This is a genomic window from Rossellomorea sp. ABR4_012 (genome assembly GCF_056159545.1).
On sequence record NZ_JBSWVK010000001.1, the window covers coordinates 1,497,529 to 1,522,913 of the forward strand.

Annotated in this window: 24 protein-coding genes, 2 tRNA genes, 1 pseudogene and 1 riboswitch; of the genes and pseudogenes, 26 read left to right on the plus strand and 1 reads right to left on the minus strand. The window is 42.8% G+C overall.

Annotation, left to right across the window (positions count from 1 at the left end; translation table 11 throughout):
• Window positions 1-17: 17 nt before the first annotated feature.
• The 13 genes and pseudogenes from ACXAFV_RS07275 (at window position 18) to ACXAFV_RS07335 (ending at window position 14,335) form a co-directional block, all read left to right on the plus strand.
• Window positions 18-998 (plus strand): electron transfer flavoprotein subunit alpha/FixB family protein, encoded by a 981-nt coding sequence (locus ACXAFV_RS07275; protein ID WP_475125421.1) that lies wholly within the window; start codon window positions 18-20, stop codon window positions 996-998.
• 133 nt (window positions 999-1,131) lie between these two features.
• Window positions 1,132-1,379, plus strand: a pseudogene (locus ACXAFV_RS07280) (hypothetical protein).
• Window positions 1,380-1,398: 19 nt separating this feature from the next.
• On the plus strand, window positions 1,399-1,713 hold the full coding sequence (trxA, locus tag ACXAFV_RS07285; RefSeq protein ID WP_058297920.1) for a thioredoxin: 315 nt from the start codon (window positions 1,399-1,401) through the stop codon (window positions 1,711-1,713).
• A gap of 211 nt (window positions 1,714-1,924) precedes the next feature.
• A complete protein-coding gene (locus ACXAFV_RS07290) occupies window positions 1,925-3,109 on the plus strand; it encodes a hypothetical protein (protein ID WP_475125422.1) in 1,185 nt (394 codons plus the stop codon).
• A gap of 114 nt (window positions 3,110-3,223) precedes the next feature.
• Window positions 3,224-4,171 (plus strand): NAD-dependent epimerase/dehydratase family protein, encoded by a 948-nt coding sequence (locus ACXAFV_RS07295; protein ID WP_475125424.1) that lies wholly within the window; start codon window positions 3,224-3,226, stop codon window positions 4,169-4,171.
• Window positions 4,155-5,093 (plus strand): lysylphosphatidylglycerol synthase transmembrane domain-containing protein, encoded by a 939-nt coding sequence (locus tag ACXAFV_RS07300; RefSeq protein WP_475125425.1) that lies wholly within the window; start codon window positions 4,155-4,157, stop codon window positions 5,091-5,093. The genes ACXAFV_RS07295 and ACXAFV_RS07300 overlap by 17 nt, the downstream gene beginning before the upstream one ends.
• Window positions 5,077-6,540: an alkaline phosphatase family protein gene (locus ACXAFV_RS07305; RefSeq protein WP_475125427.1), complete on the plus strand. Its 1,464-nt coding sequence runs from the start codon at window positions 5,077-5,079 to the stop codon at window positions 6,538-6,540. Before ACXAFV_RS07300 ends, ACXAFV_RS07305 begins: the two co-directional genes overlap by 17 nt.
• Window positions 6,533-7,291 (plus strand): glycosyltransferase family 2 protein, encoded by a 759-nt coding sequence (locus tag ACXAFV_RS07310; protein ID WP_475125428.1) that lies wholly within the window; start codon window positions 6,533-6,535, stop codon window positions 7,289-7,291. The genes ACXAFV_RS07305 and ACXAFV_RS07310 overlap by 8 nt, the downstream gene beginning before the upstream one ends.
• Window positions 7,292-7,352: 61 nt before the next feature.
• Window positions 7,353-8,102, plus strand: coding sequence for a hypothetical protein (locus ACXAFV_RS07315; protein ID WP_475125430.1), 750 nt, complete (start codon window positions 7,353-7,355; stop codon window positions 8,100-8,102).
• A 24-nt stretch (window positions 8,103-8,126) separates the two neighbouring features.
• Window positions 8,127-9,110 (plus strand): FTR1 family iron permease, encoded by a 984-nt coding sequence (locus ACXAFV_RS07320; protein ID WP_475125432.1) that lies wholly within the window; start codon window positions 8,127-8,129, stop codon window positions 9,108-9,110.
• Window positions 9,111-9,229: 119 nt separating this feature from the next.
• The gene (locus tag ACXAFV_RS07325; protein WP_475125433.1) at window positions 9,230-10,714 is read left to right on the plus strand and encodes a hypothetical protein; all 1,485 of its coding nucleotides are present in this window, start codon (window positions 9,230-9,232) and stop codon (window positions 10,712-10,714) included.
• Window positions 10,711-12,483 (plus strand): excinuclease ABC subunit UvrC, encoded by a 1,773-nt coding sequence (uvrC, locus tag ACXAFV_RS07330; RefSeq protein WP_475125435.1) that lies wholly within the window; start codon window positions 10,711-10,713, stop codon window positions 12,481-12,483. Before ACXAFV_RS07325 ends, uvrC begins: the two co-directional genes overlap by 4 nt.
• 237 nt (window positions 12,484-12,720) lie before the next feature.
• A riboswitch (Lysine riboswitch) is annotated at window positions 12,721-12,899 on the plus strand.
• A gap of 197 nt (window positions 12,900-13,096) precedes the next feature.
• The gene (locus tag ACXAFV_RS07335) at window positions 13,097-14,335 is read left to right on the plus strand and encodes an aspartate kinase (protein WP_475125436.1); all 1,239 of its coding nucleotides are present in this window, start codon (window positions 13,097-13,099) and stop codon (window positions 14,333-14,335) included.
• 66 nt (window positions 14,336-14,401) lie between these two features.
• Here ACXAFV_RS07335 and ACXAFV_RS07340 read toward each other — a convergent pair whose 3' ends face one another.
• On the minus strand, window positions 14,402-14,839 hold the full coding sequence (locus ACXAFV_RS07340; protein ID WP_475125437.1) for a YslB family protein: 438 nt from the start codon (window positions 14,837-14,839) through the stop codon (window positions 14,402-14,404).
• Window positions 14,840-15,186: 347 nt separating this feature from the next.
• Between ACXAFV_RS07340 and ACXAFV_RS07345 the strand changes: the two genes are divergently transcribed.
• From ACXAFV_RS07345 to ACXAFV_RS07405, 13 genes are all read left to right on the plus strand, one after another.
• Window positions 15,187-15,795: a succinate dehydrogenase cytochrome b558 subunit gene (locus tag ACXAFV_RS07345; protein WP_475125438.1), complete on the plus strand. Its 609-nt coding sequence runs from the start codon at window positions 15,187-15,189 to the stop codon at window positions 15,793-15,795.
• 67 nt (window positions 15,796-15,862) lie between these two features.
• Window positions 15,863-17,626, plus strand: coding sequence for a succinate dehydrogenase flavoprotein subunit (gene sdhA, locus ACXAFV_RS07350; protein WP_475125440.1), 1,764 nt, complete (start codon window positions 15,863-15,865; stop codon window positions 17,624-17,626).
• On the plus strand, window positions 17,626-18,393 hold the full coding sequence (sdhB, locus tag ACXAFV_RS07355) for a succinate dehydrogenase iron-sulfur subunit (RefSeq protein ID WP_475125442.1): 768 nt from the start codon (window positions 17,626-17,628) through the stop codon (window positions 18,391-18,393). Before sdhA ends, sdhB begins: the two co-directional genes overlap by 1 nt.
• Before the next feature lie 739 nt (window positions 18,394-19,132).
• A complete protein-coding gene (locus ACXAFV_RS07360) occupies window positions 19,133-19,603 on the plus strand; it encodes an acyl-CoA thioesterase (protein ID WP_475125443.1) in 471 nt (156 codons plus the stop codon).
• A 147-nt stretch (window positions 19,604-19,750) separates the two neighbouring features.
• Window positions 19,751-19,975 carry a helix-turn-helix domain-containing protein gene (locus tag ACXAFV_RS07365; protein ID WP_032087424.1) on the plus strand — a complete coding sequence of 75 codons (225 nt, stop codon included), beginning with the start codon at window positions 19,751-19,753 and terminating at the stop codon, window positions 19,973-19,975.
• A gap of 252 nt (window positions 19,976-20,227) precedes the next feature.
• Entirely contained in the window at window positions 20,228-20,686 is a 459-nt protein-coding gene (locus ACXAFV_RS07370; RefSeq protein WP_475125445.1) for a MarR family winged helix-turn-helix transcriptional regulator, read from the plus strand.
• A gap of 9 nt (window positions 20,687-20,695) precedes the next feature.
• Window positions 20,696-21,496: a glutamate racemase gene (gene racE, locus ACXAFV_RS07375; RefSeq protein WP_475125446.1), complete on the plus strand. Its 801-nt coding sequence runs from the start codon at window positions 20,696-20,698 to the stop codon at window positions 21,494-21,496.
• A gap of 131 nt (window positions 21,497-21,627) precedes the next feature.
• Window positions 21,628-22,701, plus strand: coding sequence for a GerMN domain-containing protein (locus ACXAFV_RS07380; protein WP_475125447.1), 1,074 nt, complete (start codon window positions 21,628-21,630; stop codon window positions 22,699-22,701).
• Window positions 22,702-22,824: 123 nt separating this feature from the next.
• Window positions 22,825-23,562, plus strand: coding sequence for a ribonuclease PH (gene rph, locus ACXAFV_RS07385; RefSeq protein ID WP_475125449.1), 738 nt, complete (start codon window positions 22,825-22,827; stop codon window positions 23,560-23,562).
• A gap of 15 nt (window positions 23,563-23,577) precedes the next feature.
• The gene (locus tag ACXAFV_RS07390; RefSeq protein WP_475125451.1) at window positions 23,578-24,174 is read left to right on the plus strand and encodes an XTP/dITP diphosphatase; all 597 of its coding nucleotides are present in this window, start codon (window positions 23,578-23,580) and stop codon (window positions 24,172-24,174) included.
• A 15-nt stretch (window positions 24,175-24,189) separates the two neighbouring features.
• The gene (locus ACXAFV_RS07395) at window positions 24,190-24,693 is read left to right on the plus strand and encodes a metallophosphoesterase family protein (protein ID WP_475125452.1); all 504 of its coding nucleotides are present in this window, start codon (window positions 24,190-24,192) and stop codon (window positions 24,691-24,693) included.
• Between the two features lie 224 nt (window positions 24,694-24,917).
• Window positions 24,918-24,994 (plus strand) — tRNA-Arg (locus ACXAFV_RS07400).
• Between the two features lie 185 nt (window positions 24,995-25,179).
• Window positions 25,180-25,256 (plus strand) — tRNA-Arg (locus tag ACXAFV_RS07405).
• Window positions 25,257-25,385: the final 129 nt, after the last annotated feature.

A 25,385-nucleotide genomic window follows, 5' to 3' on the forward strand; every position in this document is an offset into this window, starting at 1 on the left:
CTCAGGGGGTATATAACATGGCAAGAAAAGTATTGGTACTAGGAGAAGTTAGAGACAGTTCATTGCGTAACGTTTCTTTTGAAGCGATTGCTGCAGGTAAAACCGTTGCAGAAGGCGGCGAAGTCATCGGTGTTTTAGCGGGTAAAGAAGTAAGCGCTTTAGGCCAGGAAATGATCCAGTATGGTGCAGATAAAGTGATTATTGTTGAAAACGATAAGCTTGAACAATACACTTCGGATGGGTATGCGCAGGCATTGATGGCTGTCATCGAGCAGGAGAAACCGGAAGGAATCATTTTCGGTCACACTGCATTAGGAAAAGATTTGTCACCAAAGCTTGCCAGTAAGCTCAGCACGGGGCTGATCTCTGATGCAACGCACTTGGAAGAAGCGGGTGGAAACCTTGTTTTCACACGTCCTATCTACTCCGGTAAAGCATTTGAAAAGAAAATCGTCACTGACGGTTTGATCTTTGCAACAATCCGTCCAAACAATATTGAACCTTTGGTAAAAGATGAGTCACGTTCCGGCGATGTTTCCTCATTGTCTGTGGATGTGAAAGACTTACGTACAATCATCAAGGAAGTAGTACGCAAAGCAAGTGAAGGTGTAGACTTGTCTGAAGCGAAAGTCATCATTGCGGGCGGACGTGGAGTGAAAAGTGAAGACGGCTTCGAGCCGCTGAAGGAATTAGCTGACGTTCTCGGCGGAGCTGTAGGTGCATCGCGCGGTGCCTGCGACGCCGATTACTGTGATTACTCTTTACAAATCGGACAGACAGGTAAGGTGGTTACACCTGACTTATACATCGCATGCGGAATCTCTGGAGCAATCCAGCACTTAGCGGGTATGTCAAACTCCAAAGTAATCGTAGCCATCAACAAAGACCCTGAAGCGAATATCTTTAACGTTGCAGACTACGGTATTGTCGGTGACCTTTTTGAAGTTGTTCCAATGCTGACAGAAGAATTCAAAAAGCTTAAAGTCGCTTCTTCTTAATCAGTAAGTTTTAAAAGCAAATGAATGGGTAATTGAATAATATAAGAATAAAATAAGGAAGTAGCCCCATGTGGTTACTCCTTATTTTTTGCTTTGTTAAAAGGTGTTCTTATTATATAACCTGTTCTAGCTGTTGATTGGAGTGCAAGACGAAGACTCCTGCGGGAAAAGCGAGACAGGTGAGACCCCGCAGGAGCAGAGCGACGAGGAGGCTTACCGGCCGCCCGCGGAAAGCGAAGTCTTGCACGGAAATCAACAGCGGTTTTTAAAGAGCAATATTTTGAAGGCTTGAATAGAACGGTTACGGAAGGGTATATTACCAACGAGCAGATTTATAGCATAGCAATGTTATCGGTGATATACTTACGCTATATTCATTGAAATTAGGAGGCATATACTTATGGCAATTACAAACGCTACAGATCAAAATTTCGTAAATGAAACAAACTCTGGACTCGTATTGGCAGATTTCTGGGCACCTTGGTGCGGACCTTGTAAAATGATCGCTCCAGTATTAGAAGAGCTTGACAGTGAAATGGGCGACAAAGTTAAAATCGTCAAAGTTGACGTTGATGAAAACCAAGAAACAGCTGGGAAATATGGTGTAATGAGCATCCCGACACTAGTTGTCCTTAAAGACGGCGAAGTGGTGGATAAAGTAATCGGATTCCAGCCGAAAGAAGCACTTGCAGAACTATTAAATAAACATGCTTAATGAGCATTGATTGAAAAGCCGAGGCCGCATTCAGCCTCGGCTTTTTTTATGCATGTAAATCGTATTGTCCTGTATGTGGTTTTCTGTTTTTTATGGCTAATGAAAGATGATGTAAGCAAATACATTTTCAAATAATCGTTGACTCTGAGAATCGTTCTCGATATAATGTGAATGAAAATCATTATCAATTATTTGCTGGGGGTACATACATATGAGAAAGTCAGAATTAGCTAAAATCTTTGGAGCATTTCTTTTAACGGGTTCAGTATTGGCAGGATGTTCTAGTGCTTCAGACGAACCGAAAGAAGAAAAGTCTGCTGAAGAAAGCAAGGAAAAATCAAATGAAGATCAGAAAGAAGAAGCTGCTCTGACATCGGAAACTCAGGTTAAAGCCTATTCAGATATGAAAGCAGAACTGGAGAAAATGAAAGAAGATCAAGAAGTCGATTGGGATAAAGTGAATGAAATCTACACTTCTGATTTGCAAGCACACGTAAATGAAGTGGATGGTGAATTTTCACAAGCGATCGAAGCCGCTATTTCAGGCGGACAGTCAGGGGATCTCGACAAAAACGTTGCACGCCAGATTATCGATAAAGTGACTCAGTCCTATTTCTATCAAATGCAAAAAGGCCTTCAAGGGCAAGCGGCTGAAGACCTGAAAGCAGACAAAGGTGAAGATGCAGCAAAGAAAATGGATGAAGTAAAATACCTTGCTGATAACGTCTTTATCCCAACTGCGGAAAAGCGTGACAGTTACTATGAGCTATCCGGAGAATCAAGCATGGTTGAAAACATCAAAAATGGCCTTTCTTTACAAGAAGAGGCGATCGCCAATTCAAATGCAGAAGATTTTTCAGTATACAAACAAGTGACGGATAAATCAATCTATCAAAGCTATTATATGGCTTCTAATTCCTACGGTGAGAAAATCAGCAAGGCAGTCGAAGAAGGGAATACAGAGGAACTTGCCATCATGCAGGCAGAAGGATATGGATTCCTGCAGGCAATCAAAGGTTCTTTATCTGGTGGAGACGAAGCGGCTGCTGCCGAGCTGAATGACATTTTCTCTTTAGAGAATGACCCGGCAACAATCGATGCTGAAAAAGTAAACAGCCTTTACACGAAAGCCATTACAGGAAAAGTGAAAGGGTACCATGAGAAAGTGACAGAATCACTTGAAAAAGGTGAAGTAGCTTCAGCTAAGGAACAGGCAATGGAAGGTAATATGTTCAGTAAAATGCTCGAAGTGAACATCAAGAACAAGCTTGGGGAAGAGAAATCCAAAGAGTTATTCGATCACTCACAAAAATGGTTCGAAGCAGTTTCTTCTGAAAAAGGTGACGAAGCAAAACAGCATAGTGAAGCTATTCTAGATATCCTGAACCAGCTTTAATACAGATTGAATGGAGGCTGACCTTTTGCTGAGGGTCCGCCTCTATTTTTGTGTCATCTTCTTTTCATATCTATGCTAAACTAGAGCTATTGTAAAAAAGCGAGTGTGATAAACGTGAAAATTGTACTGACAGGCGGCGCGGGATTTATAGGCATGCATCTGGCCGGCAGACTGCTGAAAGAAGGTCATCAAGTCATCATTATTGATTCCCTGCATTCCTATTACCCAGCCGCAAGAAAGAAGCATCATTTAGAGGTCATCAACTTTCCGATGGAAGATTTTTATAAAGTGGACTTATTGGATCGTGAAGCGATCAAAGCCCTTATTAAAGAAATCCATCCCGAGGCGGTCATTCATTTGGCAGCCCTGCCGGGGGTCGCATATTCAATTGAAGAACCGCTGAAATATGTAGATTATGATATCAAGGCGACAATCAATATATTGGAAGCATGTGGAGAAGCAGGGACAGATCGATTCCTGTTCGCTTCTTCATCATCTGTTTACGGTGATAAGCCTGGAGCTGCTTTGAAAGAGGAAGATGCAGATGGGAAGACCGTATCCCCGTATGCAGCTTCAAAATGGAGTGCTGAAAGCTTTTGCCATATGTATGCAGGAATGTACGGAATGAAGCTGAATACCATGAGGTTTTTTACTGTATACGGACCATGGGCAAGGCCGGATATGGCGATTCCAAAGTTCATTAAGATGGCAATGAAAAGTGAGACGATTTCTATATTCGGTGCTGACAGCGGAAGGGATTATACATACATTGATGACATAGTGGAAGGAATACACCTGACACTGCTTCATGGCAGAAATGGAGAAGCGTATAACCTTGGCAGTGGACGAGAGGTGAAAATGCTTCAATTATTGGAAGAATTGAAGAATACTTTTCCCACAATGAAACTGGATTTTACCGATTATCGTTTAGGGGATGTATTATCCACTCATTCAGATATATCAAAAGCAAAGAGTCACCTCAACTATTCTCCGAAAACGACCATTGAAGAAGGATTGAAAAAAACGATCCAATGGGCTAAGAACAATGAAGATCTTCTATAAACTGATCAAATTTTCGGTGGGTATAGGGATTGCAGGCTGCTTTATATGGTTAATAGCGATGGGATGGGATGGAGAACAATTCTTGATTCTGATTGACAACCTGGCAGAGCATCCGCTTATCATTTTATCAGGGGCAGGCCTTTATGGCACATCCTTCTATCTAAAGGGTTTCGCCATACGAATATTACTTCACCGTTCCATCCGGCTTTCCAGTGCGATGTATGGGTTATGGTACAGTCTTGCATTAAATCATTTGTTACCTGTAAAGGTGGGGGATATTGTCCGCTCCTACATCTTTTTCGAGCGTGAGAATTTAAGTAAATCAGTGTCCGCCCAATCTGTTATCATTGTCAGGCTGATGGATATTTTCAGCCTGTTTATATTGGCTTCTTTGGGAATGACCTTTACCTTTTGGATGGCGTCACCACTGGTCATCGCAGCGGCTGGTGCTGCGGGTATTCTTTCTGTAGTATTTGTTTTTCTCTTGAAACGGGAATTCATCATTGAGCAATGGAACGTCCTGATCTCCCTGTCAAAGGGGAGAATGTTCTTTTACTCTTTCTTTCTGGTATTTTTGAGCTGGATCCTTGAGGCTGCTTTGCTGTTTTCTGTTTGTATAGCTGCTGCTGTCGATATTACTACACTGGAAGCGATATGGGTGAACAGCTTGACTATTCTTGGACAAGTTTTTCAAATCACTCCTGGCGGGGTGGCGAATTATGAAACGATCATGGCTTTTGGTCTGAACAGGTTCGATATACCGTGGAAGGAAGGACTGCAGCTGGCCATTGTGACACATTTGATTAAATTCCTGTTCTCGTATGCGGCAGGTATTTACGCACTGATAAAATATCCAATTACATTTAAGAAATTGACTAAGCTAGTGAGAGAAAGGAGAGACTTCAATGAAAAGCGCATCTAAGTTTGAAAAATTTGCTGCCCGCTGCTGGAATCTACTGAATGAGGGAAAGCCGTTCACGCCCATCTTCACAGTTGGAACGATGCTTCTTTTTCATATCGGAGACATTGCTTCACCAGCATTCTGGCTGAGTTTTCTGATTGGCTTGGCAGTTACACTTCCTCTATTTGTTTTATATTTCATCTATGACTTCCCTTTGTTTTTAAGGAATTACCTTTGGATCCCTGTCGTTGCCTACTCGATTATAGGCTGGGAATGGAACCTTTCCTTGATGCTTTTTGCAGCAGGGCTGTATTTCTTCTTTACGATCCTCTTCTGGGGGACCTTGTATTATCATCTGCGAATCGGCACTTCGTGGTTGAATTTCACCCGATTCTGGAAGCTGGTGTTGAAAAACAGTGACTCAACAAGCGGAAATGCCCAGGAACAGCTGCCTAAGTTTCTGTTACTGCTGTCGATTTGGGAATATACGGTTTCGCTTCTAAGCACGGGTCAGCAGCTCCCTGCCATGACTATTTTAAGTTTTTATGCAGCGTTGTTCCTGTTCACGTTTATTCTCCATCGCTATTTGTTCGACTGGAAGCCGAAGATGTATGAAGAATATGCAGTTGAATCAGAAGGAGGCCGCGAAGAGCTAACGAATAGAGTCGTAGTCATCGTGGTGGATGGTATGAGGAAAGAACGTTTTCAGGATGCCGAGACACCTTTTCTTGATTCATTGAAAGCAGAAGGAACCGAATACACGAATATGGAAACCGTCTATCCTGCGAGAACGGTCGTCTGTTTTTCTTCCATGTTCACAGGAACTTATCCTCATGAGCATGGCATAACGTCCAATATGGTGTGGAAGCTCGGGGTCAAAGTAGAAAGTATTTTTGATTCATTGCGGAAGGTAGGAAAAAAAGGAAGGCTGCTCGGTGTCGCTCATCTCGTGGATTCCATGGGGGAAGACGTAGAAACGTACACCGCCGTTATGCACAATGATAAGGCTGATCCCACCATTATGAAAAAAGCCAAGCATATCATGAAAGAGCAGGATCCTGATTTGTTCATCGTCCAAATGATCGGTACAGACCAGACCGGGCACAGCCGTGGTGTGTTATATGATGAGTATTTGCAAAAGATAAAAGAAGCGGACAGCCTGATTGAGGATTTTGTGGGCTGGATGAAAGAAGAGGGAAAGATGGAAGATACGACATTGATCATTTGTGCCGACCATGGCCAGGCTGATGGTATCGGAGGGCATGGGCATCTCGATGAAGGCGAACGTTTCGTTCCGTTTATCATGCATGGTCCTTCCATTCACAAGGGACGTAAGGTAGAGGAAAGACATAGTCTTGTTTCGATGGCGAGTACAATCGCCCATCTTCTTGGAGCCCCTTTCCCGAGTCATGCGCGGGGGCCGGTATTGGAAGAAGCATTTAAAAGAAAGGAAGAGCATCATGAATAAGCAAAAAGTTATTGTTTTTCTGCCTGCTTACAACGAAGAGGAAACGATAGGGGATGTCATCAGGGACATTCCCAGAACGTTTCATCCCGATGTAACGGTTGAGGTGATGGTCATCAACGACGGATCAACTGATCAAACCGTTAACGTCGCAAAAGAAGCGGGTGCGGATTTTATCATACATATGGACAGGAACTCAGGTCTTGGGGCAGCTGTCAGAAGAGGATTGAAAGAATCGTTGAAGGCCGGCGCTGATATAGGTGTCATGATCGATGCGGATGGGGAATATCCTGCCGATCAAATTCCGGATATCCTTAAGCCTATATTCAATAATCAAGCCGACTATACGATGGGTTCGAGATTCAAAGGCACAATTGACGGCATGAGAATACACCGCCGGCTGGGGAATTATTGCTTTACCCTTTTACAATCCCTTTTGCTTAGAACCTGGATTTATGATGGCCAGTCCGGGATGAGAGCATTTTCAAAGCAAGTGATGGAACATGCCGAAATCATCCATGATTATAATTATGCTCAAGTTGTTACATTAAACATCATGCGAAAAGGGTTCAGGATGAAAGAGATTCCGATCACCTACAAAGTCCGGACAAAAGGCCAATCGTTCATCAAGTTCAAAGCCTATATGTTCAATGTCATTCCGGCCATTCTCAAAGAGATGAAAAGGCCGGTCAAAAAGGTGAAAGTGGAAGAAAACGTTCACAATATGACACAATCAAGGGCAGAAAGCCTTTGATACTGTATTGACAACCATAATGATAATCATTATCATTGATATGACAGGAGGATTTTCGTATATGAAAAAGAGTCTTTTTTTTAGTCTTTCGCTGATATTTATTCTCAATTACATATTTGTTCCTTCTGAAGCTTCAGCCTACTCCTATGGAGATCCAGGGGAAGAGAAAATTGCAGAAGCTTATAAAGAGCTTGAAACAAGCTTGGAAAATAATGATTGGGATAACGCCCAAAAAATATATGATTCCTATGAAAAAGATTTTGACTTGTATTTTTCAAAAGTTAAACCTGATATAAATAAGGCATTTGAAGAGAAGGATAAGGAACTGCTATTAAAAAGCTGGAGAGCTGCCTTGATGCTCAATATCGAAAGAAGGCTGCATTTTGCCCAGGAACAATTCGATGATTACGGGCAAGCCAAACTCCTTCTGGCCAAAGCGAGAGGAACGTTCAACGTTCTGGAGCCTTTTGTAGTGGAAAATGAGAATCAGGAACAAGCAGACAAAATCTATGCATCATTCGATTCTGCATTGAAATCACTGGGGAATCCCGGGTTGTTCGGGATCGGCAGCAAAGATAATGATCCTGAGGCATTCAATAAAGAAGTTGAATCCATTATCGATGAGCTGAGGCCGATGTTTCCGATTCCTTCTGAAGAAGGAGATCAAAGCCACTTGAACGAAGAAAACCTTGGATTGCTGGATGGTTTAGCTGAAGGAGGAAGTTCAAGCTTCTGGCTGTTTTTCTCGATAGCACTTATCCTGCTATTAATCGTTCTTATTGTTCTTAATAAACGTAAAAATAGAAATTAATGCAGCTACAAAGGGGGAAGGAAGTTGGATTTTCAGGCATTTTTGATTACTTTGAGGGAATGTTTAGAAGCCATTCTCATTGTCGGATTAATTATTTCATATTTAACAAGGCTAAACGCCGATCGTTATAAAAAATGGGTGTATGTAGGGGTTGCCCTGGCTCTTGTATCGAGCTTTCTAGTTGCGCTATTATTCCAAGTGGTCCTCACCGGCTTCTCAAGTTTCGGAGCGGAGGTTTATCTGAAGGTCGGAATCATGTTTGCTTCGGTATTCCTTTTGACACATATGGTTGGATGGATGAAGAAGCAGTCTAAAGGCATCAACACGGAAATGGAGAAAAAAATAAATGCCGCTCTGACCGCTGGAAGTGTTTCGGCCATGATCATTCATTCTTATCTGATCGTTTTACGTGAAGGGGTCGAAACAGTGTTTTTCTTTGCGGCTATCAGCGGCGGAGATGTCACCAAGGTATTCACGAGCTATGGAGCACTGAGCGGGCTGCTTCTGGCATTGGTTCTAGGTTATGCTTTCTTCTCGGGTACAATGAAGTTCAAGCTGAAAACATTCTTTAATGTAACCGGAGTCCTGATCATGCTGATTGCAGCGGGATTACTCGTTCAGGGAGTGGGGATACTTCAGGATCTTGGAAAAATGGGCTCACTTTATACAACGGCAGAAGGCAAGCCGGCAGCTGTATATGATATTGTCGAAATCATGCCTGAGCATTTTCAGGATGAGCTTCATTACGAACGTGATACCGGGGAAGAAGTCCTCATAAGCGGGCAGGTAGGGCTGTTCATGGCAGCTATGTTCGGTTACAGCCATAACCCAACCATTGAACAGATTCTGGCTTACTGGTTCTATTTTGGCTTTGTGTTCTTATGGATGTACTTGATCAGGACAGATAAAATCATCAATCCTTTCAGGAAGTCCTCGGTACCTGCTGGACCTGAACAACAGAAAAAGACGATAAAAAAGTCCGATGATATGAAATCAATAAATGCTTGACCCCTTTAAACCAACTCATGATTGGAAACAATCCTTCGAAAGCCTTACAATAGGCTAAGAAGCTTGTTTCTGGTCTGGTTGGTTTTTTATTATTGTCATGCAGTATAGGAGAAGTAGTCATGAAGAATGAAAATCACTTGAAAAGTTGGATGATTGCTGCGGCTGGTTTGTTTTTGGTGTATGCTGCTTCTAAGCTTTATTTCCTCCCTTCCTATGCTTCAAGCTGGGATGAAGTGGATTATGCTTTAGGGGTGATGGAATTCGATGTATTGAAGATGCAGCCTCACTTTCCCGGTTATCCATTTTATATATTGGGCGGAATGCTGTTTCATGTATTCATAGAAGACCCGGTGCGTTCCTTGCAAGCATTTAATACGCTCTTATGGATCAGTTCGATCCTTCCTGTGTTTTGGCTTTTTCGCAGTTACCTTTGCAAGATAAAAGCAACCATCGCTGTTGTTCTGCTCTTTTCACTTTCCTATCCAGGCATCATGATGGTACAGGCCATGAGCGAAGGGGCTGCCATTTCGATAATGTGGTGGTATCTCTGGAGCCTTCACCGCGCCGTTACGCTTAATACAAAGGATGCAGCCATACTCCCGATATTGTTATTTTCCCTTTTATTGGGGGTAAGACTCTCTTATATAGCATTTGGATTGGGCTTTCTCTATTATTGGTTCCGTTTTTGGAAAGGAAATGAAGTGCTCTCCTTTAAGATAAGGGCTATTTGTTTTCATCTTATTCTGATTGTCATTTCCCAAGGAGTATGGGTAACTGCCTTAGCAGCCAATACAGGGAGCCTGACAACATTGATTCAGATTGCCTTCGGCTTTACCGGGGGGCACTTCACCGAATGGGGCGGTGCTGCCGAATCCGGTACTAATATGTTAAATCGGACTGGCACGTATATCTTTACGAACATGTTCTGGAATGGCCTATTCACCCAGTCTGTATTGATTATGATGATTTCCATTGGTCTATCTTTACTAACGATCAGGCATTTTAAAAACTTCCGATGGAAAACTATCGATCGAGGTACCTTTTTGATCTTTGTTTGCTTTTTATCTTATTTATTCTGGGGGTTGTTTGCCCAAAATATTGATAAACCGAGACATATACTTCCCTTAGCTTTACTCCTCGGCTTTTTCTTGATCGTCAGCTGGTTAAGAAACGCAACCAAAATCACGGGAGGTTTATTGATCATCTGGCTGATCATTCATATGGGTAAAGGGCTGGAAATATTGAACAAATATAATGCCAATCCCCCTGCTGTCTACCAATCGGCAGTTTTCTTTTCAGACATCAATGATGAATCTCCTATAATGGTGTATACATGGGAAGAAACGAGGGTATATGCGTACCTGGATGTTGATTTTTCACATAAGCGGGTCTTAACGTACTCACAATTCCTGCAGGATATCAGACATTCCGGAAAGGATATATATATAACCAATCAAGTTGTAAATGGATTTAAACAGCAAGGGGTGGATATCGGGTCCAGGGTTAAAGAAGTGAAGACATTTCATTCACAGGAGATGCTGGACCCAGTATACTCCACGATTAAAATATATAAATGGGAAGATTTGAAGGGGGAGAGAGAGTGAATCGTGTCATTACAAATAAATTAGCCTTACTGCCCGATCAGCCTGGATGTTACTTGATGAAAGACAGGCAAGGCACGATTATCTACGTAGGCAAGGCAAAAGTATTGAAAAATCGTGTCCGTTCTTATTTCACAGGTTCCCATGATGCGAAAACACAGAGGCTGGTAGGGGAAATCGAAGACTTTGAATATATCATGACCTCTTCGGACCTGGAAGCTCTAGTACTAGAGATGAACCTGATTAAAAAATATGATCCTAAATACAACGTGATGCTGAAGGATGACAAAAGCTATCCATTCATTAAACTGACAAATGAACGCCACCCCCGCTTAATCACGACTCGCAAGGTGCAGCGGGGAAAAGGGAAGTACTTCGGGCCTTATCCGAATGTAGGTGCAGCAAATGAAACGAAAAAACTGCTGGATCGTCTATATCCACTGCGAAAATGTACAACCCTGCCTGACAGAGTCTGTCTCTATTACCATATGGGGCAATGCCTCGCCCCTTGTGTAAAAGAAGTAAGCAAGGAAACGTACAGGCAAATGACCGATGAAATTGCCCGATTCTTAAACGGGGGATACAAGGAAATCAAGAAGGAATTATCCGGAAAAATGAAGGAAGCTTCTGAAAACCTCGAGTTTGAACGAGCAAAGGAATTCCGTGATCAAATCCTTCACATAGAAGCAACGATGGAAAAGCAGAAGATGACGATGACGGATTTTACCGACCGTGATGTATTCGGTTTTGCAGTCGATAAAGGCTGGATGTGCGTACAGGTATTTTTTGTAAGGCAGGGGAAACTCATTGAACGCGATGTTTCGCTATTTCCTCTTTACAACGAACCGGAAGATGAATTCCTTACATTCTTAGGTCAGTTTTATTCAAAAGCGAACCATTTTAAACCGAGGGAGATCTTTCTTCCTGAGGAAATCGATGAAGAGCTGGCAGCGAAATTATTGGAAGTCAAAATCACACAGCCGAAGAGGGGAAAGAAAAAAGAACTGGTAAAATTGGCTGAGAAAAATGCCAAGCAGGCGCTTGATGAGAAATTCGCCTTGATTGAGCGGGACGAGGAGAGAACCATCAAAGCAATCGAAAGGTTAGGCGAGCAAATGGGAATCTATACGCCATTCCGGATCGAAGCATTTGATAACTCCAACATCCAGGGTTCCGCTCCTGTGTCGGCCATGATTGTCTTCATAGACGGAAAGCCTGCGAAGAAAGAATACCGAAAGTATAAAATCAAAACAGTTAAAGGGCCGGATGATTATGAATCAATGAGGGAAGTGGTGAGGAGAAGATATTCAAGAGTATTGAAGGATGGTCTTCCATTGCCGGATCTTATCATCATTGACGGGGGTAAAGGACAGATTGAAGCTGCGCGTGATGTGATTGAAAATGAACTGGGTCTAGATATACCTCTCGGCGGTCTGGCGAAGGATGAAAAACATCAGACATCTGAGCTGCTGTACGGTAACCCGCTGCAGGTCGTCCCTCTTGAAAAACGGAGTCAGGAATTCTATCTGCTTCAGCGGATCCAGGACGAAGTCCACCGCTTTGCCATCACCTTCCACCGCCAGCTCCGCGGGAAAAGCGTCTTCCAGTCAATACTGGATGAAATCGATGGTATCGGCCCCAAACGGAAAAAGCAGCTACTAAAGCATTTCGGTTCGATGAAGAAAATGAAAGAAGCAACTGTGGAAGAATTACAGGATATCGGTATTCCGGAGGCTGTTGCGAAGGTTTTGCATGAGAAGCTGCAGGAATGAAATAGATGTGTTTATTGCTCATTCGGGTGAAACGTTCGTTTCACCCGCTTTTCAGCTAATGCTGAAAAGTCCCAGATAAAATAAGAAAGCCAGAATCAAGCAAGCTTGGTTCAGGCTTTCTTATTTTATCTGAGAAATGAGCAATAAATTAAACGGAACTATTCTGAAAAAACTCATTGCTTCCATTTTTTTCGTGTGCTATAATTATCGATAATTTAAAACATTATCACTTTAAATAGTGGTGATAGAGGTGCGAACTTCAAGAGTACAGGCAAAGAGGAGTATGGGCTCCGTCGAGATGTCTGGAAAGGGGAGAGTCGCCGAAGTGGTGTTAGGCTCATACTAATTCCGCTGGTTCTGCGTTTAAGAAATGCAGGATTGTCAAGATGAATCAATCTTGGAGAGCTATCTCACAATGCCGATGAACGATTAAGTATTTTTTACTCTAAGTTCATAAAGCAATGAGATATCCGTCTCATTGCTTTTTTTATTATTTGGCATGGGACTGCCGGCGTTTAAGTCATTCAGCAGGCGCGGGATTTGTGCAGCAGTCAGATGATTCTCTTCAGAAAAAGATTTTATTTTTACACTCAAAGAGAAAGAAGGAGAAGCTGTGAGTATTATCGTTCAAAAATTCGGTGGAACTTCAGTAGGTTCTGTTGAAAAAATTCAAAATGTTGCGTCAAGGATTTTGGAGGAGAAGAATCGGGGAAATGATGTTGTCGTTGTCGTGTCCGCAATGGGTAAAACAACTGATACATTAGTCGGTTTAGCGAGGGAAATCACTTCTCACCCAAGTAAAAGAGAAATGGATATGCTTTTATCCACGGGCGAACAGGTGACAATTTCTCTATTGACGATGGCATTGCTGCAAGCCGGTCAGGAGGCCATTTCGTATACTGGATGGCAGGCCGGGATCGAAACAGAATCTGTTCATAGTAATGCACGTATCACCAATATCCATACCGAGAAAATGACAACACAGCTTCAGAGCGGAAAGATCGTTATCGTAGCAGGGTTCCAGGGAATGACGCCATCCGGGGAAATCACCACACTTGGGCGCGGAGGATCCGACACGACAGCAGTGGCAATCGCAGCTGCATTAAAAGCTGACCGCTGTGATATTTATACCGATGTCGACGGCGTCTATACGTCTGACCCGCGGTATATCGAAGGTGCCCGAAAACTGCCTTCCATTTCGTATGATGAAATGCTTGAGCTAGCCAATTTAGGTGCAGGGGTCCTTCATCCGCGGGCGGTTGAATTTGCAAAAAATTATCAAATCCCATTAGAAGTCAGATCTAGTCTTGAAAAAGTGGAAGGTACGTATATTGAGGAGGAAGCAAGCATGGAACAGAATTTAGTGGTAAGAGGTGTCGCATTCGAAGACGAAATTGTACGGGTGACTGTGTTTGGACTCGGAAATGCCCTGACAGGCTTGTCTTCAGTATTCACCACACTTGCTAAGAATCATTTGAACGTAGACATCATCATCCAGAGCCAGACAGACCGGAATACTACAAATCTATCTTTTTCAATCAAGGAACATGACCTCGATGATGCATTGGCTGTATTGGATAAGAATCAGGGAGAATTGGGGTTTACTCATATCGAACATGAACGGGATCTTGCCAAGGTATCCATTGTCGGATCAGGGATGATATCAAATCCAGGAGTGGCTGCAGAAATGTTCGAAGTCCTTGCTCAAAATGACATTGTCGTCAAAATGGTCAGTACGTCTGAAATCAAGGTGTCGGCTGTAGTCGATCAGAAAAATATGCAGAAAGCTGCAGGAGTCTTACATACGGCTTTCAAACTGGATGCCGTCCAAGTTGAAGAAGTGACGCTGTAAACTAAAAAGGGTTGACTCCTCATCAGAGTCAACCCTTTTCCCATTCATCTATTCGTTCATGCGCCGCTATTCAACTTTATCTTTTTCATCCCAGCGGGCGGTGATCTTCACGGATTGATTACGTTTATGTATCTCGTCTGCTGCTTCGGTCGTGCATTTCTTTTGGAGCTGGATCTGCTCTGCAAGAAAGCCTGCTTCCAATTTGAATGTAACGTCTGACTGTAGTGATAAGCGTCTTTCGACAAATGAACCGCGCAGTTCAAAGGTCATTTCGTTTTTCTTTTGTTCGACAACCGTTAACGTTCCCCAGCCTGCCTCATCAAAAAAGGATGAGCATTCATCCATTGATTGAAGGGGGAATTTTCTGGAGAGCTGCTTGCCTCCCCAATATAAAATCTCGGGAGTATGTTTTCCTAAAATATCCGGGAGCAGGATGTCCCTTATCATTTCATAGCCGAAAATTGGAACGGTTGGTTCGTAGATTTCTTCTTTTTTCTGTTCCAAGTAAATCCCCTCTTTCTATAAAACTATTATATACATGTATGGAAGAATAATCATCCCAAACATGTAAAATGGAAGTTGGGATATTTTGGTGGTATAATGATTTTGTTTAATAATTAGAATTTTCTAACTATTAAACATGGATTTAACTGGTTTTATTCATTATCTTTTTATTAAAAATATTTTAGCGATATTGTCGAATTTATGTATCCGTTTTCTTGACGCTTCCACTCTATGGGAGTAAAATGAAACTTGTCACATAATTGTTACAACATAAAATATGTATCGTAGTCTAATGAGGATGTTGATTAGAAAACGGCCTCATATTTTATGATTAAGGGGGGTAAATCATGGCTGGAAATCGAGAATTCAATTATCGCAGGCTTCATTCATTACTAGGTGTTATTCCAGTTGGATTATTTTTAACTCAACATTTAGTCGTGAACCATTTTGCAACAGGCGGGGAAGAATCATTTAATCAAGCGGCACATTTTATGGAAAGTCTGCCTTTCCGTTATTTCCTTGAAATCTTTATCATCTTCCTACCATTGTATTTCCATGCAATCTATGGAATTTACATTGCGTTCACATCTAAGAATAACGCCACTAAATACGGCTATTTCCGCAACTGGATGTTCCTGCTTCAGCGTGTTTCAGGGGTAATCACGTTTATCTTTGTGACATGGCATGTATGGGAAACAAGGGTTGCTGCTGCATTCGGAGCGGAAGTGAACTTTCAAATGATGGAAAACATTTTATCTAATCCACTCATGCTCGTATTTTATGTTATTGGTGTACTATCAACGATCTTCCACTTTGCCAATGGCTTATGGTCATTCTGTGTAAGCTGGGGAATCACCGTTTCACCGCGTTCTCAATTAATAGCTACATATGTAACAATCGGAATTTTTGTAGCGTTATCGGTAGTTGGTATGCGCGCAATCTTCGCATTTGTATAAGAGAAGAAAATATAGAAGTCTGATAGATATCAGCTGGCAACTTTGGTAGGAAAAGGAGTGAGTCACGATGAGTAAAGGCAAAATCATTGTAGTCGGCGGCGGATTAGCCGGCTTGATGGCCACAATCAAAGCAGCAGAAGTTGGAGCGGAAGTAGATTTATTCTCACTTGTACCCGTTAAGCGTTCCCACTCTGTCTGTGCTCAAGGTGGTATAAATGGAGCCGTTAACACGAAAGGAGAAGGGGATTCTCCTTGGGAACATTTTGATGATACTGTATACGGAGGGGACTTCTTAGCGAATCAGCCTCCTGTTCAAGCAATGACAGAAGCAGCACCGGGTATTATTCACCTGCTTGACCGTATGGGAGTCATGTTCAACCGTACGCCGGAAGGTCTGCTCGATTTCCGACGTTTTGGAGGAACTCAGCATCACCGTACTGCGTTTGCCGGTGCAACAACAGGGCAGCAGCTTCTTTATGCATTGGACGAGCAGGTCCGCCGTCATGAAGTAGCGGGTCTTGTGAACAAATTTGAAGGATGGGAGTTCCTCGGAGTGGTCGTGGATGACGAGGGAATTGCACGAGGAATCGTTGCCCAAAATCTTCAGACGATGGAAATCAAGTCGTTTGCAGCAGACGCTGTGATCATGGCGACAGGGGGACCTGGAATTATCTTCGGTAAGTCCACGAACTCTGTCATCAATACCGGTTCTGCGGCATCCATCGTGTATCAGCAAGGTGCTTACTATTCAAACGGTGAGTTCATCCAAATCCACCCGACAGCGATCCCTGGAGACGACAAACTGCGTCTGATGAGTGAATCTGCACGTGGTGAAGGCGGACGTGTATGGACGTATAAAGATGGTAAGCCGTGGTACTTCCTTGAAGAAAAGTATCCTGCATACGGAAACCTTGTACCTCGTGATATCGCAACACGTGAAATCTTCGACGTATGCGTAAATCAGAAGCTTGGTATCAACGGAGAAAACATGGTATACCTTGATTTATCTCATAAAGATTCCAAGGAGCTTGACATCAAACTTGGCGGAATCATTGAAATCTATGAAAAATTCATGGGTGATGACCCACGTAAAGTACCGATGAAAATCTTCCCTGCCGTTCACTATTCAATGGGTGGACTATGGGTTGATTATGATCAAATGACGAATATTCCTGGTTTGTTTGCAGCTGGTGAGTGTGATTATTCCCAGCATGGTGCTAACCGCTTAGGAGCTAACTCACTACTGTCAGCGATTTACGGAGGTATGGTGGCAGGGCCTAACGCTGTTAAGTATATTTCTGGACTGGAGAAAACAGTCGAAAGCGTTCCTTCTTCCGTATTCGACCGCTACGTGAAGCAAGAAGAAGAAAAATGGAATAACATCATGTCCATGGATGGTACCGAAAATGCATACGTGATCCATAAAGAGCTTGGTGAATGGATGACAGATAATGTAACCGTTGTACGTCACAATGATAAGCTGAAAGAAACGGATGCCAAAATCCTTGAACTGATGGAGCGCTACAAAAACATCAATATCAATGATACGGCTAAATGGAGCAACCAAGGGGCTATGTTTACCCGTCAGCTGTGGAATATGCTTCAGCTTGCACGTGTAATCACAATCGGGGCACTTAACCGTAATGAAAGCCGCGGCGCACACTATAAGCCGGAATTCCCTGACCGTAACGATGAGGAGTTCCTGAAAACGACAATGGCCAAATATAACGCATCAACGAATTCACCTGAATTCCATTATGAAGAAGTCGATACATCCATGATTGCACCTCGTAAGCGTGACTATTCTAAGAGTAAAGGGGGAAATAAATGATGAGTGAAAATAAAAGAGTCCGTTTTATCATAACTCGTCAAGACAGCCCGGAATCAGCCCCTTATCAAGAAGAGTTCGAATTAGCTCATCGTCCGAATATGAACGTGATTTCCGCTCTTATGGAAATCCGCCGCAATCCGGTCAATGCAAAAGGTGAAGCGACTACGCCGATCAACTGGGACATGAACTGTCTCGAGGAAGTCTGCGGCGCTTGTTCAATGGTCATTAACGGGAAGCCGAGACAATCATGTACGGCTCTTGTCGATCAGCTTGAACAGCCGATCCGCTTGGCGCCTATGAAGACATTCCCGGTCGTGCGCGACTTGCAGGTCGACCGCAGCCGGATGTTTGACAGCCTGAAAAAAGTAAAGGCATGGATTCCGATTGACGGGACATACGATCTTGGACCTGGTCCGCGTATGCCGGAGAAAAAGCGTCAATGGGCATATGAATTGTCCAAATGCATGACTTGCGGAGTATGTTTAGAGGCTTGCCCTAACGTAAACAGCAAATCCGAATTCATCGGACCTGCACCGCTTTCCCAAGTGCGTCTTTTCAATGCACATCCAACAGGTGCCATGAACAAAGACGAACGCCTGGAGTCGATCATGGGAGACGGAGGCCTTGCAAACTGCGGTAACTCACAGAACTGCGTGCAATCTTGTCCTAAAGGTATTCCTTTAACGACATCAATCGCAGCACTAAACCGTGAAACATCTTTCCAAATGTTCAAAAACTTCTTCGGAAGCGACCATATGGTAGACTAATATCAAAAGCACTTTCCTTCGGGGAAGTGCTTTTTTCTTTCGTTTAAAAATAAAAGGGTCTTTAATATAGTCTGTTCGAAATCTCAGACCGTTTCTTTTCGCTGCAGGCATTTGCTTTCCGCGGGGAGGAAGTCGAGCCTCCTCGTCGCTGCGCTCCTGTGGGGTCTCGACTTTTCCTCTATATCCCGTCGGAGTCAAATGCCTTCCGCTTCAATCCACTCTGTGTTTTTAATGTAGTATTGGAATTTTATTGAGTTTTCTCTAAAAAGCACTTTTAAATATATCATTACATAGTTTCAATTCAGTGCTTACAATATATTGTGTGCTAACCACAAGAGAGATTTTTTGCCTTCGTGCTGTGTTCTTACCTTCTGTTCCATCAAAGAAAAAGGAGGAACCAGACGAACTAAGATAAGCTGCCACCCATAATTTCAGGATTTATTTGTGTAGTCTTATCCAGATTCATAACCGATTCCAGCGGTTGATTGGAGTGGAAACGAAGACTCCTGCGGTAGAAGCGTGTTAGGTGAGATCCCGCAGTAGCATCGCGGCGAGGAGGCTCACCAACCGCCCGCGGAAAGCGAAGTTTTGCACGGAAATCAATAAGCGGTTTAAATGGATCAACCCACTGAGAAGTTTTTGGAGCTTAACGGTTCCTATATGAAGGAAAAAAGATTATAATAAACAAAAAAGAATGAATATTCATTCATTTTTAAAATGTACAGAAGGAGGAGCCATTTTGAAACATATTACATACATTAAAGATATAGACACATGGCAAAAAGAATTTCATTTCTCCATAGAGGTAAAGGTTCGTTTTTCCGAAACGGATATGTTTGGACATTTAAACAACACGATTCCATTTACATATTTTGAGGAAGCGAGAACCGACTTTTTTAAATACAAGGGATTCATGCAGGATTGGGTAAAGGCCGATCATGATACGATTCCGGTTGTAGCAGATCTGCAATGCGACTTCTTGAAACAAGTATACTTTGGCGAACGTTTGAATGTTTATGTCAAAGCAGCCAGTGTAGGAAACTCTTCAGTCGATCTGCATTATATGGGCGTAAATGAAAAGCAAGATGTCTGCTTCGTTGGCAGAGGAACGATGGTACAGATTTCACGTAAGACGGGAAAAGGTGTTCCTTGGACAGAAGAGATGAGAAAGAAATTTGACTGCCCATCAGTCATGTCCCCATCATCATAAATCGTGTGTGAATGAATCACTGCCTATTTTTTAAATTACTTCTTCTCTATGTCACTCTAAACCGTACCTTCACATATGATATTCTGACGACCGACAATACCCATCCCCGCGGTTTAAAGCTGGCGAAGGCAAGGAGGGTTACCATAATTGAAGGACAATGATTTTACACACAAACCGTTGCTCACAAAGAGAGAAAAAGAAGTATTCGAACTGTTAGTCCAAGATAAAACAACAAAAGAGATAGCAAGTGATTTATTCATCAGTGAAAAAACAGTTCGAAATCATATTTCCAACGCCATGCAAAAGCTTGGAGTGAAGGGGCGATCACAGGCTGTTGTAGAGCTTCTTCGCATGGGGGAACTCAAGCTTTAAAGTAAGGGACTGATTCTTATGAACAATTACCCGGTTATCACAAACCGTTATTGTGCCAATAAGAGTCAGTCTCTTTTAGTTTATATGGTATTTATATTGAACCTTATCCCGAACTTTTCTTGAAATTTCCCTTGAAAAAGGAGAAAATGCTAGTAGGTAAACTTGCGAAGATGATAAGTGACAGATAACGATCACTTCATGAAAAAGTGATGAAGTCAAATAAGTAATAGTCAGTCAAAGGAGAATTATTATATGAATAAAGAAGAAGTCCAGCTAAAATCCGATTTGCAAGTGGTAGCGGATATAGAAAAAGACTTGAGATACATATCTTCCATAATTAAACAAAAGGGACGCGAGATTTTAAGTCAATATACACTTACACCTCCTCAATTCATTGCACTTCAATGGTTATTTGAATATGGAGACATGACGATCGGCGACCTTTCAAATAAAATGTATCTTGCGTGCAGCACGACGACGGATCTTGTTGACCGCATGGAGAAAAATGAATTGGTTGAAAGGGTCAAGGATGAAAATGACAGAAGGGTCGTCCGCATTCATATGCTAAAAGAGGGCGAAAGAATTATTGAAGAAGTCATTGAAAAAAGGCAAAATTATTTACAGAGTGTCCTCGGGGATTTTTCAGAGGAAGAGGTACTTGGATTGAAGAGAAATTTAGCTAAACTTCATCAAGAAATGAAACCAGAGTGAGGGAATAAAGTGATTCAACCAATTGGCATCATTGATTCCGGTGTTGGCGGATTGACGGTGGCAAAAGAAGTCATGCGCCAATTACCTAAAGAAACGATCTATTATCTGGGTGACACAGCAAGATGTCCATACGGACCCCGGTCGGCCGGGGAAGTGAAGAAATTCACGTGGCAGATGACAGAGTATCTATTGCAATATGATATGAAAATGCTAATCATTGCCTGCAATACTGCGACTGCAGTAGTACTGGATGAAATCCAGACGCAATTGGATATCCCGGTCATCGGCGTAATCCATCCTGGAGCCAGGGCGGCGATCAAACATACGTATAATAAGAAAATCGGTGTGCTTGGAACCGTCGGGACGATAAACAGCGGAGCATACGAAGAAGCTCTTCATTCGCTTCATGGAAGTCTGGAGGTAAGTCCTTTAGCCTGTCCTAAATTTGTCCCTTTGGTAGAAAGCGGAGAGTATAACAGTGCTACGGCTGATTCGATTGTCAAGGAGACATTGGCTTCCATGAAACAAACAGACATTGATACATTGATCCTTGGCTGCACCCACTATCCCCTCCTTCAGTCAAAAATACAGGTGTTCATGGGGGATAAAGTGAGTGTCATCAGCTCCGGCGATGAGACCGCCAGGGAAATCAGTACGATTTTGGACTATTACAACCTCCTATACCGAGGAATCAGAGTGCCAGAGCACCGATTCTTCACAACAGGTTCTTCCATTTTATTTTCACAAATCGCCTCTGATTGGCTGAATATAGGGAAAGTCCATGCTGAAACCATCCGGCTTCAAGACTGAGTGTCTTGGCTGGATGGTTTTAATTATTTTCTCCTAAAAAAAGTTTGTCTGCTTTTCTAAAAAGTTTCGGTCTATTTCATTACGAAGGCTCGTATACATGTAGTACAAACTGTCTTTTAGGAGGTTTCGCGATGTCAAAAAAAGCGAAAGTATCAATTGCTGTAACGGTGTTAGCATCTTCAGTATATCTTTCAGGTTGCGGACTGTTAAGTTTTGGGGAGAAGGAAAAAATTGATCCGCCGCAGGAAGTATCACACTTAAAAGAAGGTGAGCAACTAGATACGGCAAAGAATGAAGAAGGTAAAGAGACGGCAGGCAACGATGAAGCCGTGGAAAAAACAGTGATGACAGAGCTTTATTTGATCGATAAGAATGGATATGTGGTTTCCCAGTCGTTACCTCTTCCGAATAATGAGAGTGTCGCCAAACAGGCGCTTGAATATCTGGTGGTTAACGGCCCTGTTCAGAATGTCCTTCCTAATGGATTCAGAGCGGTGCTGCCGGCAGATACCCAGGTCACAGTCAACATCCAAGATGGGAAGGCAATCGCCGACTTCTCACCTGAATTCAATAACTATCAGCCCGAAGATGAGCAAAAAATCCTTCAATCAGTCACTTGGACGCTGACTCAATTTGATTCAGTTGAAAAAGTCGAGCTGCGAGTAAACGGTTATCCGTTAACGGAAATGCCTGTTAACGGAACACCGATCGATGAATCCGGCTTATCCAGAAAAATGGGGATAAATGTAGATACAAGCGGAGTGGCCGACCCGACCAGTACAAAACCGGTAACTGTCTATTATGTTTCTCAGACTGATTCTGCGACGTACTATGTGCCTGTAACAAAACGGGTAAGTTCAAACGAAACGGATGAAGTTAAAGCGGTCGTAAAAGAACTCATCGAGGGACCGGGATACGGTTCGTACCTGGCAAGTGATTTTACCGGGGCGGAACTTTTGGATGATCCATCTCTGAAAGACGGGACAGTAACCCTTAATTTCAATGAAGCGGTGTATGGAAGCCTGGAAGAAAAAATAGTATCCGAGCATATGCTGAATTCACTCGTTCTTTCCTTGACGGAACAAAAAGGGATTAAAGGTGTGTCTGTACTGGTCAATGGTGAAGCGACCACAGTAAGCAAAGATGGAGAACCGGTCACTGAACCAGTCACTCGTCCTGAAAATGTGAATGCAATTAGTTTTTAAATGATCATTTTTTGATATACTATTATAGAATCATGAAAAAGAGGTTGGCTGATGCCGCCTCTTATCTTTTTGAGATGGACTATTTACATATGAATGAAAACGAGTTATGTAGGAGGATAAGATATGAGAGCTGATGGAAGAGAAAAGAATCAACTGCGTGAAGTGAAAATCGAAACGGGGTATGTGATGCATCCGGAAGGGTCTGTACTGATCACTGTTGGAAATACGAAAGTGATTTGTAATGCAAGTATTGAAGAGCGCGTACCTCCTTTTATGAGAAACAGCGGCAAAGGCTGGATCACCGCGGAGTATTCCATGCTGCCGAGAGCCACGGAAACAAGAAATATCCGTGAATCTTCCAAAGGGAAAATTTCTGGAAGAACGATGGAAATCCAGCGTTTGATCGGGCGTGCATTACGGGCGGTAGTGAATTTGGATGCCATTGGTGAGAGAACGATCTGGATTGATTGTGATGTCATCCAGGCGGACGGTGGTACCAGAACGGCTTCCATCACAGGAGCGTTCGTGGCAATGGCCCTGGCACTTGGGAAATTACAGGATAATAAAAAGATTTCCCGTTTTCCCCTTAAGAGCTATTTAGCTGCAACGAGTGTAGGTATCATTGAAGATCACGGCTCAGTGCTAGACCTTAATTATATTGAAGACAGCAAAGCCCTGGTTGATATGAATATCATCATGACCGGTGAAGGGGAATTTGTAGAGCTTCAAGGAACAGGCGAAGAAGCTACTTTCACCATGAACCAGCTGCATGAGATGCTGGAGCTGGGGCAAGTTGGAATCCAGGAACTATTCGAAATGCAAAAAAGTGCGCTTGGCGAATTGGCGCAAAGAATTCAATAAAGGGATGACACAGTTATGACAAAACGTGTAATAATCGCTACAAAAAACAAGGGGAAAGCAAAGGAATTTCAAAATATGTTTGCTCCCTATGGATATGAGGTACAAACATTACTAGACTTACCTCAAATCGAGGACGTTGAAGAAACAGGAACGACATTTGAGGAAAATGCCATATTGAAAGCTGAAACAGTAGCGAAAGAATTGGGTGATCTGGTGATTGCTGACGATTCCGGTTTAGCGATTGATGCATTGGATGGCAGGCCGGGAGTCTATTCCGCCCGCTATGCAGGGGAAGAAAAAAGCGATGAAGCCAACATGGACAAGGTGCTGGGGGAATTGAAAGATGTCCCTAATGGCGACCGGAATGCACGCTTTCACTGTGTACTGGCGATTGCAGGTCCAGGTATGGAAACACGCACAGTAAACGGCACCTGTGAAGGGCAGATCCTTCAGGAAAGACGGGGAACAAACGGATTTGGCTACGATCCGATTTTCTTTGTTCCTTCCCTGGGGAAATCGATGGCCGAACTCACACCGGAAGAAAAGAGCAGCATCAGTCACCGGGGCAACGCTCTGAAAAAATTGGGAGCACTGATTACAGACTTCGTTTAAGAGGGTGAGGAAATCATGAAGCTTTTAGTTGTCAGCGACAGCCACGGTTCGAGAAAGGAAATTACAGAACTGGCTGAGAAATATGATGGTGAAGTAAACGCGATGATCCATTGCGGTGACTCAGAACTAAGTGCCGATGATGAAGCACTTTCAAACTATTTAGCGGTTCGCGGAAACTGTGATATGGATGCCCGTCTCCCGGATGATTTAATAGAAGAATTAGATGGTGACACCATTCTCATTACACACGGCCATTTGTACGGCATCAAAATGTCATTGATGAAACTTCGCTACAGAGCAGAGGAAGCCGGTGCAAAATTTGTCTTCTTCGGACATTCGCATACACTCGGAGCGGAAATGGCGGGCGGTACGCTGTTTTTAAATCCTGGAAGCATTTTGCTGCCCCGTGGAAGACAGGAGCGGACATATGCTTTGGTGGAAGCTTCGGAAGAGATGGTCAAGGTGCAGTTTTTGGCTCATGAACATGAAGTGGTTGAGGAGCAGGAGTTCACGCTTTAGAAATTGATTATAAATGCATATGAACGATTGTTTAAAGAACCTTCTATTTAGAGGGTTCTTTTGCTTTTCAAACAGGAAGGCAAAGGATATAATAAATTGGTAGAGAGGTTAGCGATCAGGTTAAAAGTATTTCAGAAAACTTTTTTTGAAAATGTATTGACTTCTTTATGCTATGTGAATATAATAAATATTGTCCTTGAAAAACGGATGTTTAAAACTGAATTGTCCCAGTAGCTCAGCAGGATAGAGCAACGGCCTTCTAAGCCGTCGGTCGGGAGTTCGAATCTCTCCTGGGACGCCACTATCATTACATACATACCTTGGTTTAACAGGGTTTTGAACAGATAAGGGATACTGACACAGATAATTAGAATGTGTGAGTATCTCTTTTTTATCCTAACTGAACCGGATCCCTTGTTATTTCAATTATAAGGGAAAAGAAAATATTTATTAACGTTACCGCTTTGTGAAAATATTGATTAAATTGTCCCAGTAGCTCAGCAGGATAGAGCAACAGTTTCCTAAACTGTAGGTCGGGAGTTCGAATCTCTCCTGGGACGCCATTGAACCTACATACATCGAGTCTGCCGATCGGCAGGCTTTTTTTCGTTCTTCATATTGTTGAAGTATAGACCGGCTCCTTATAATCTTTGTTTTCTCCAACCTCTCATGCTACACTATTACCATCTTTA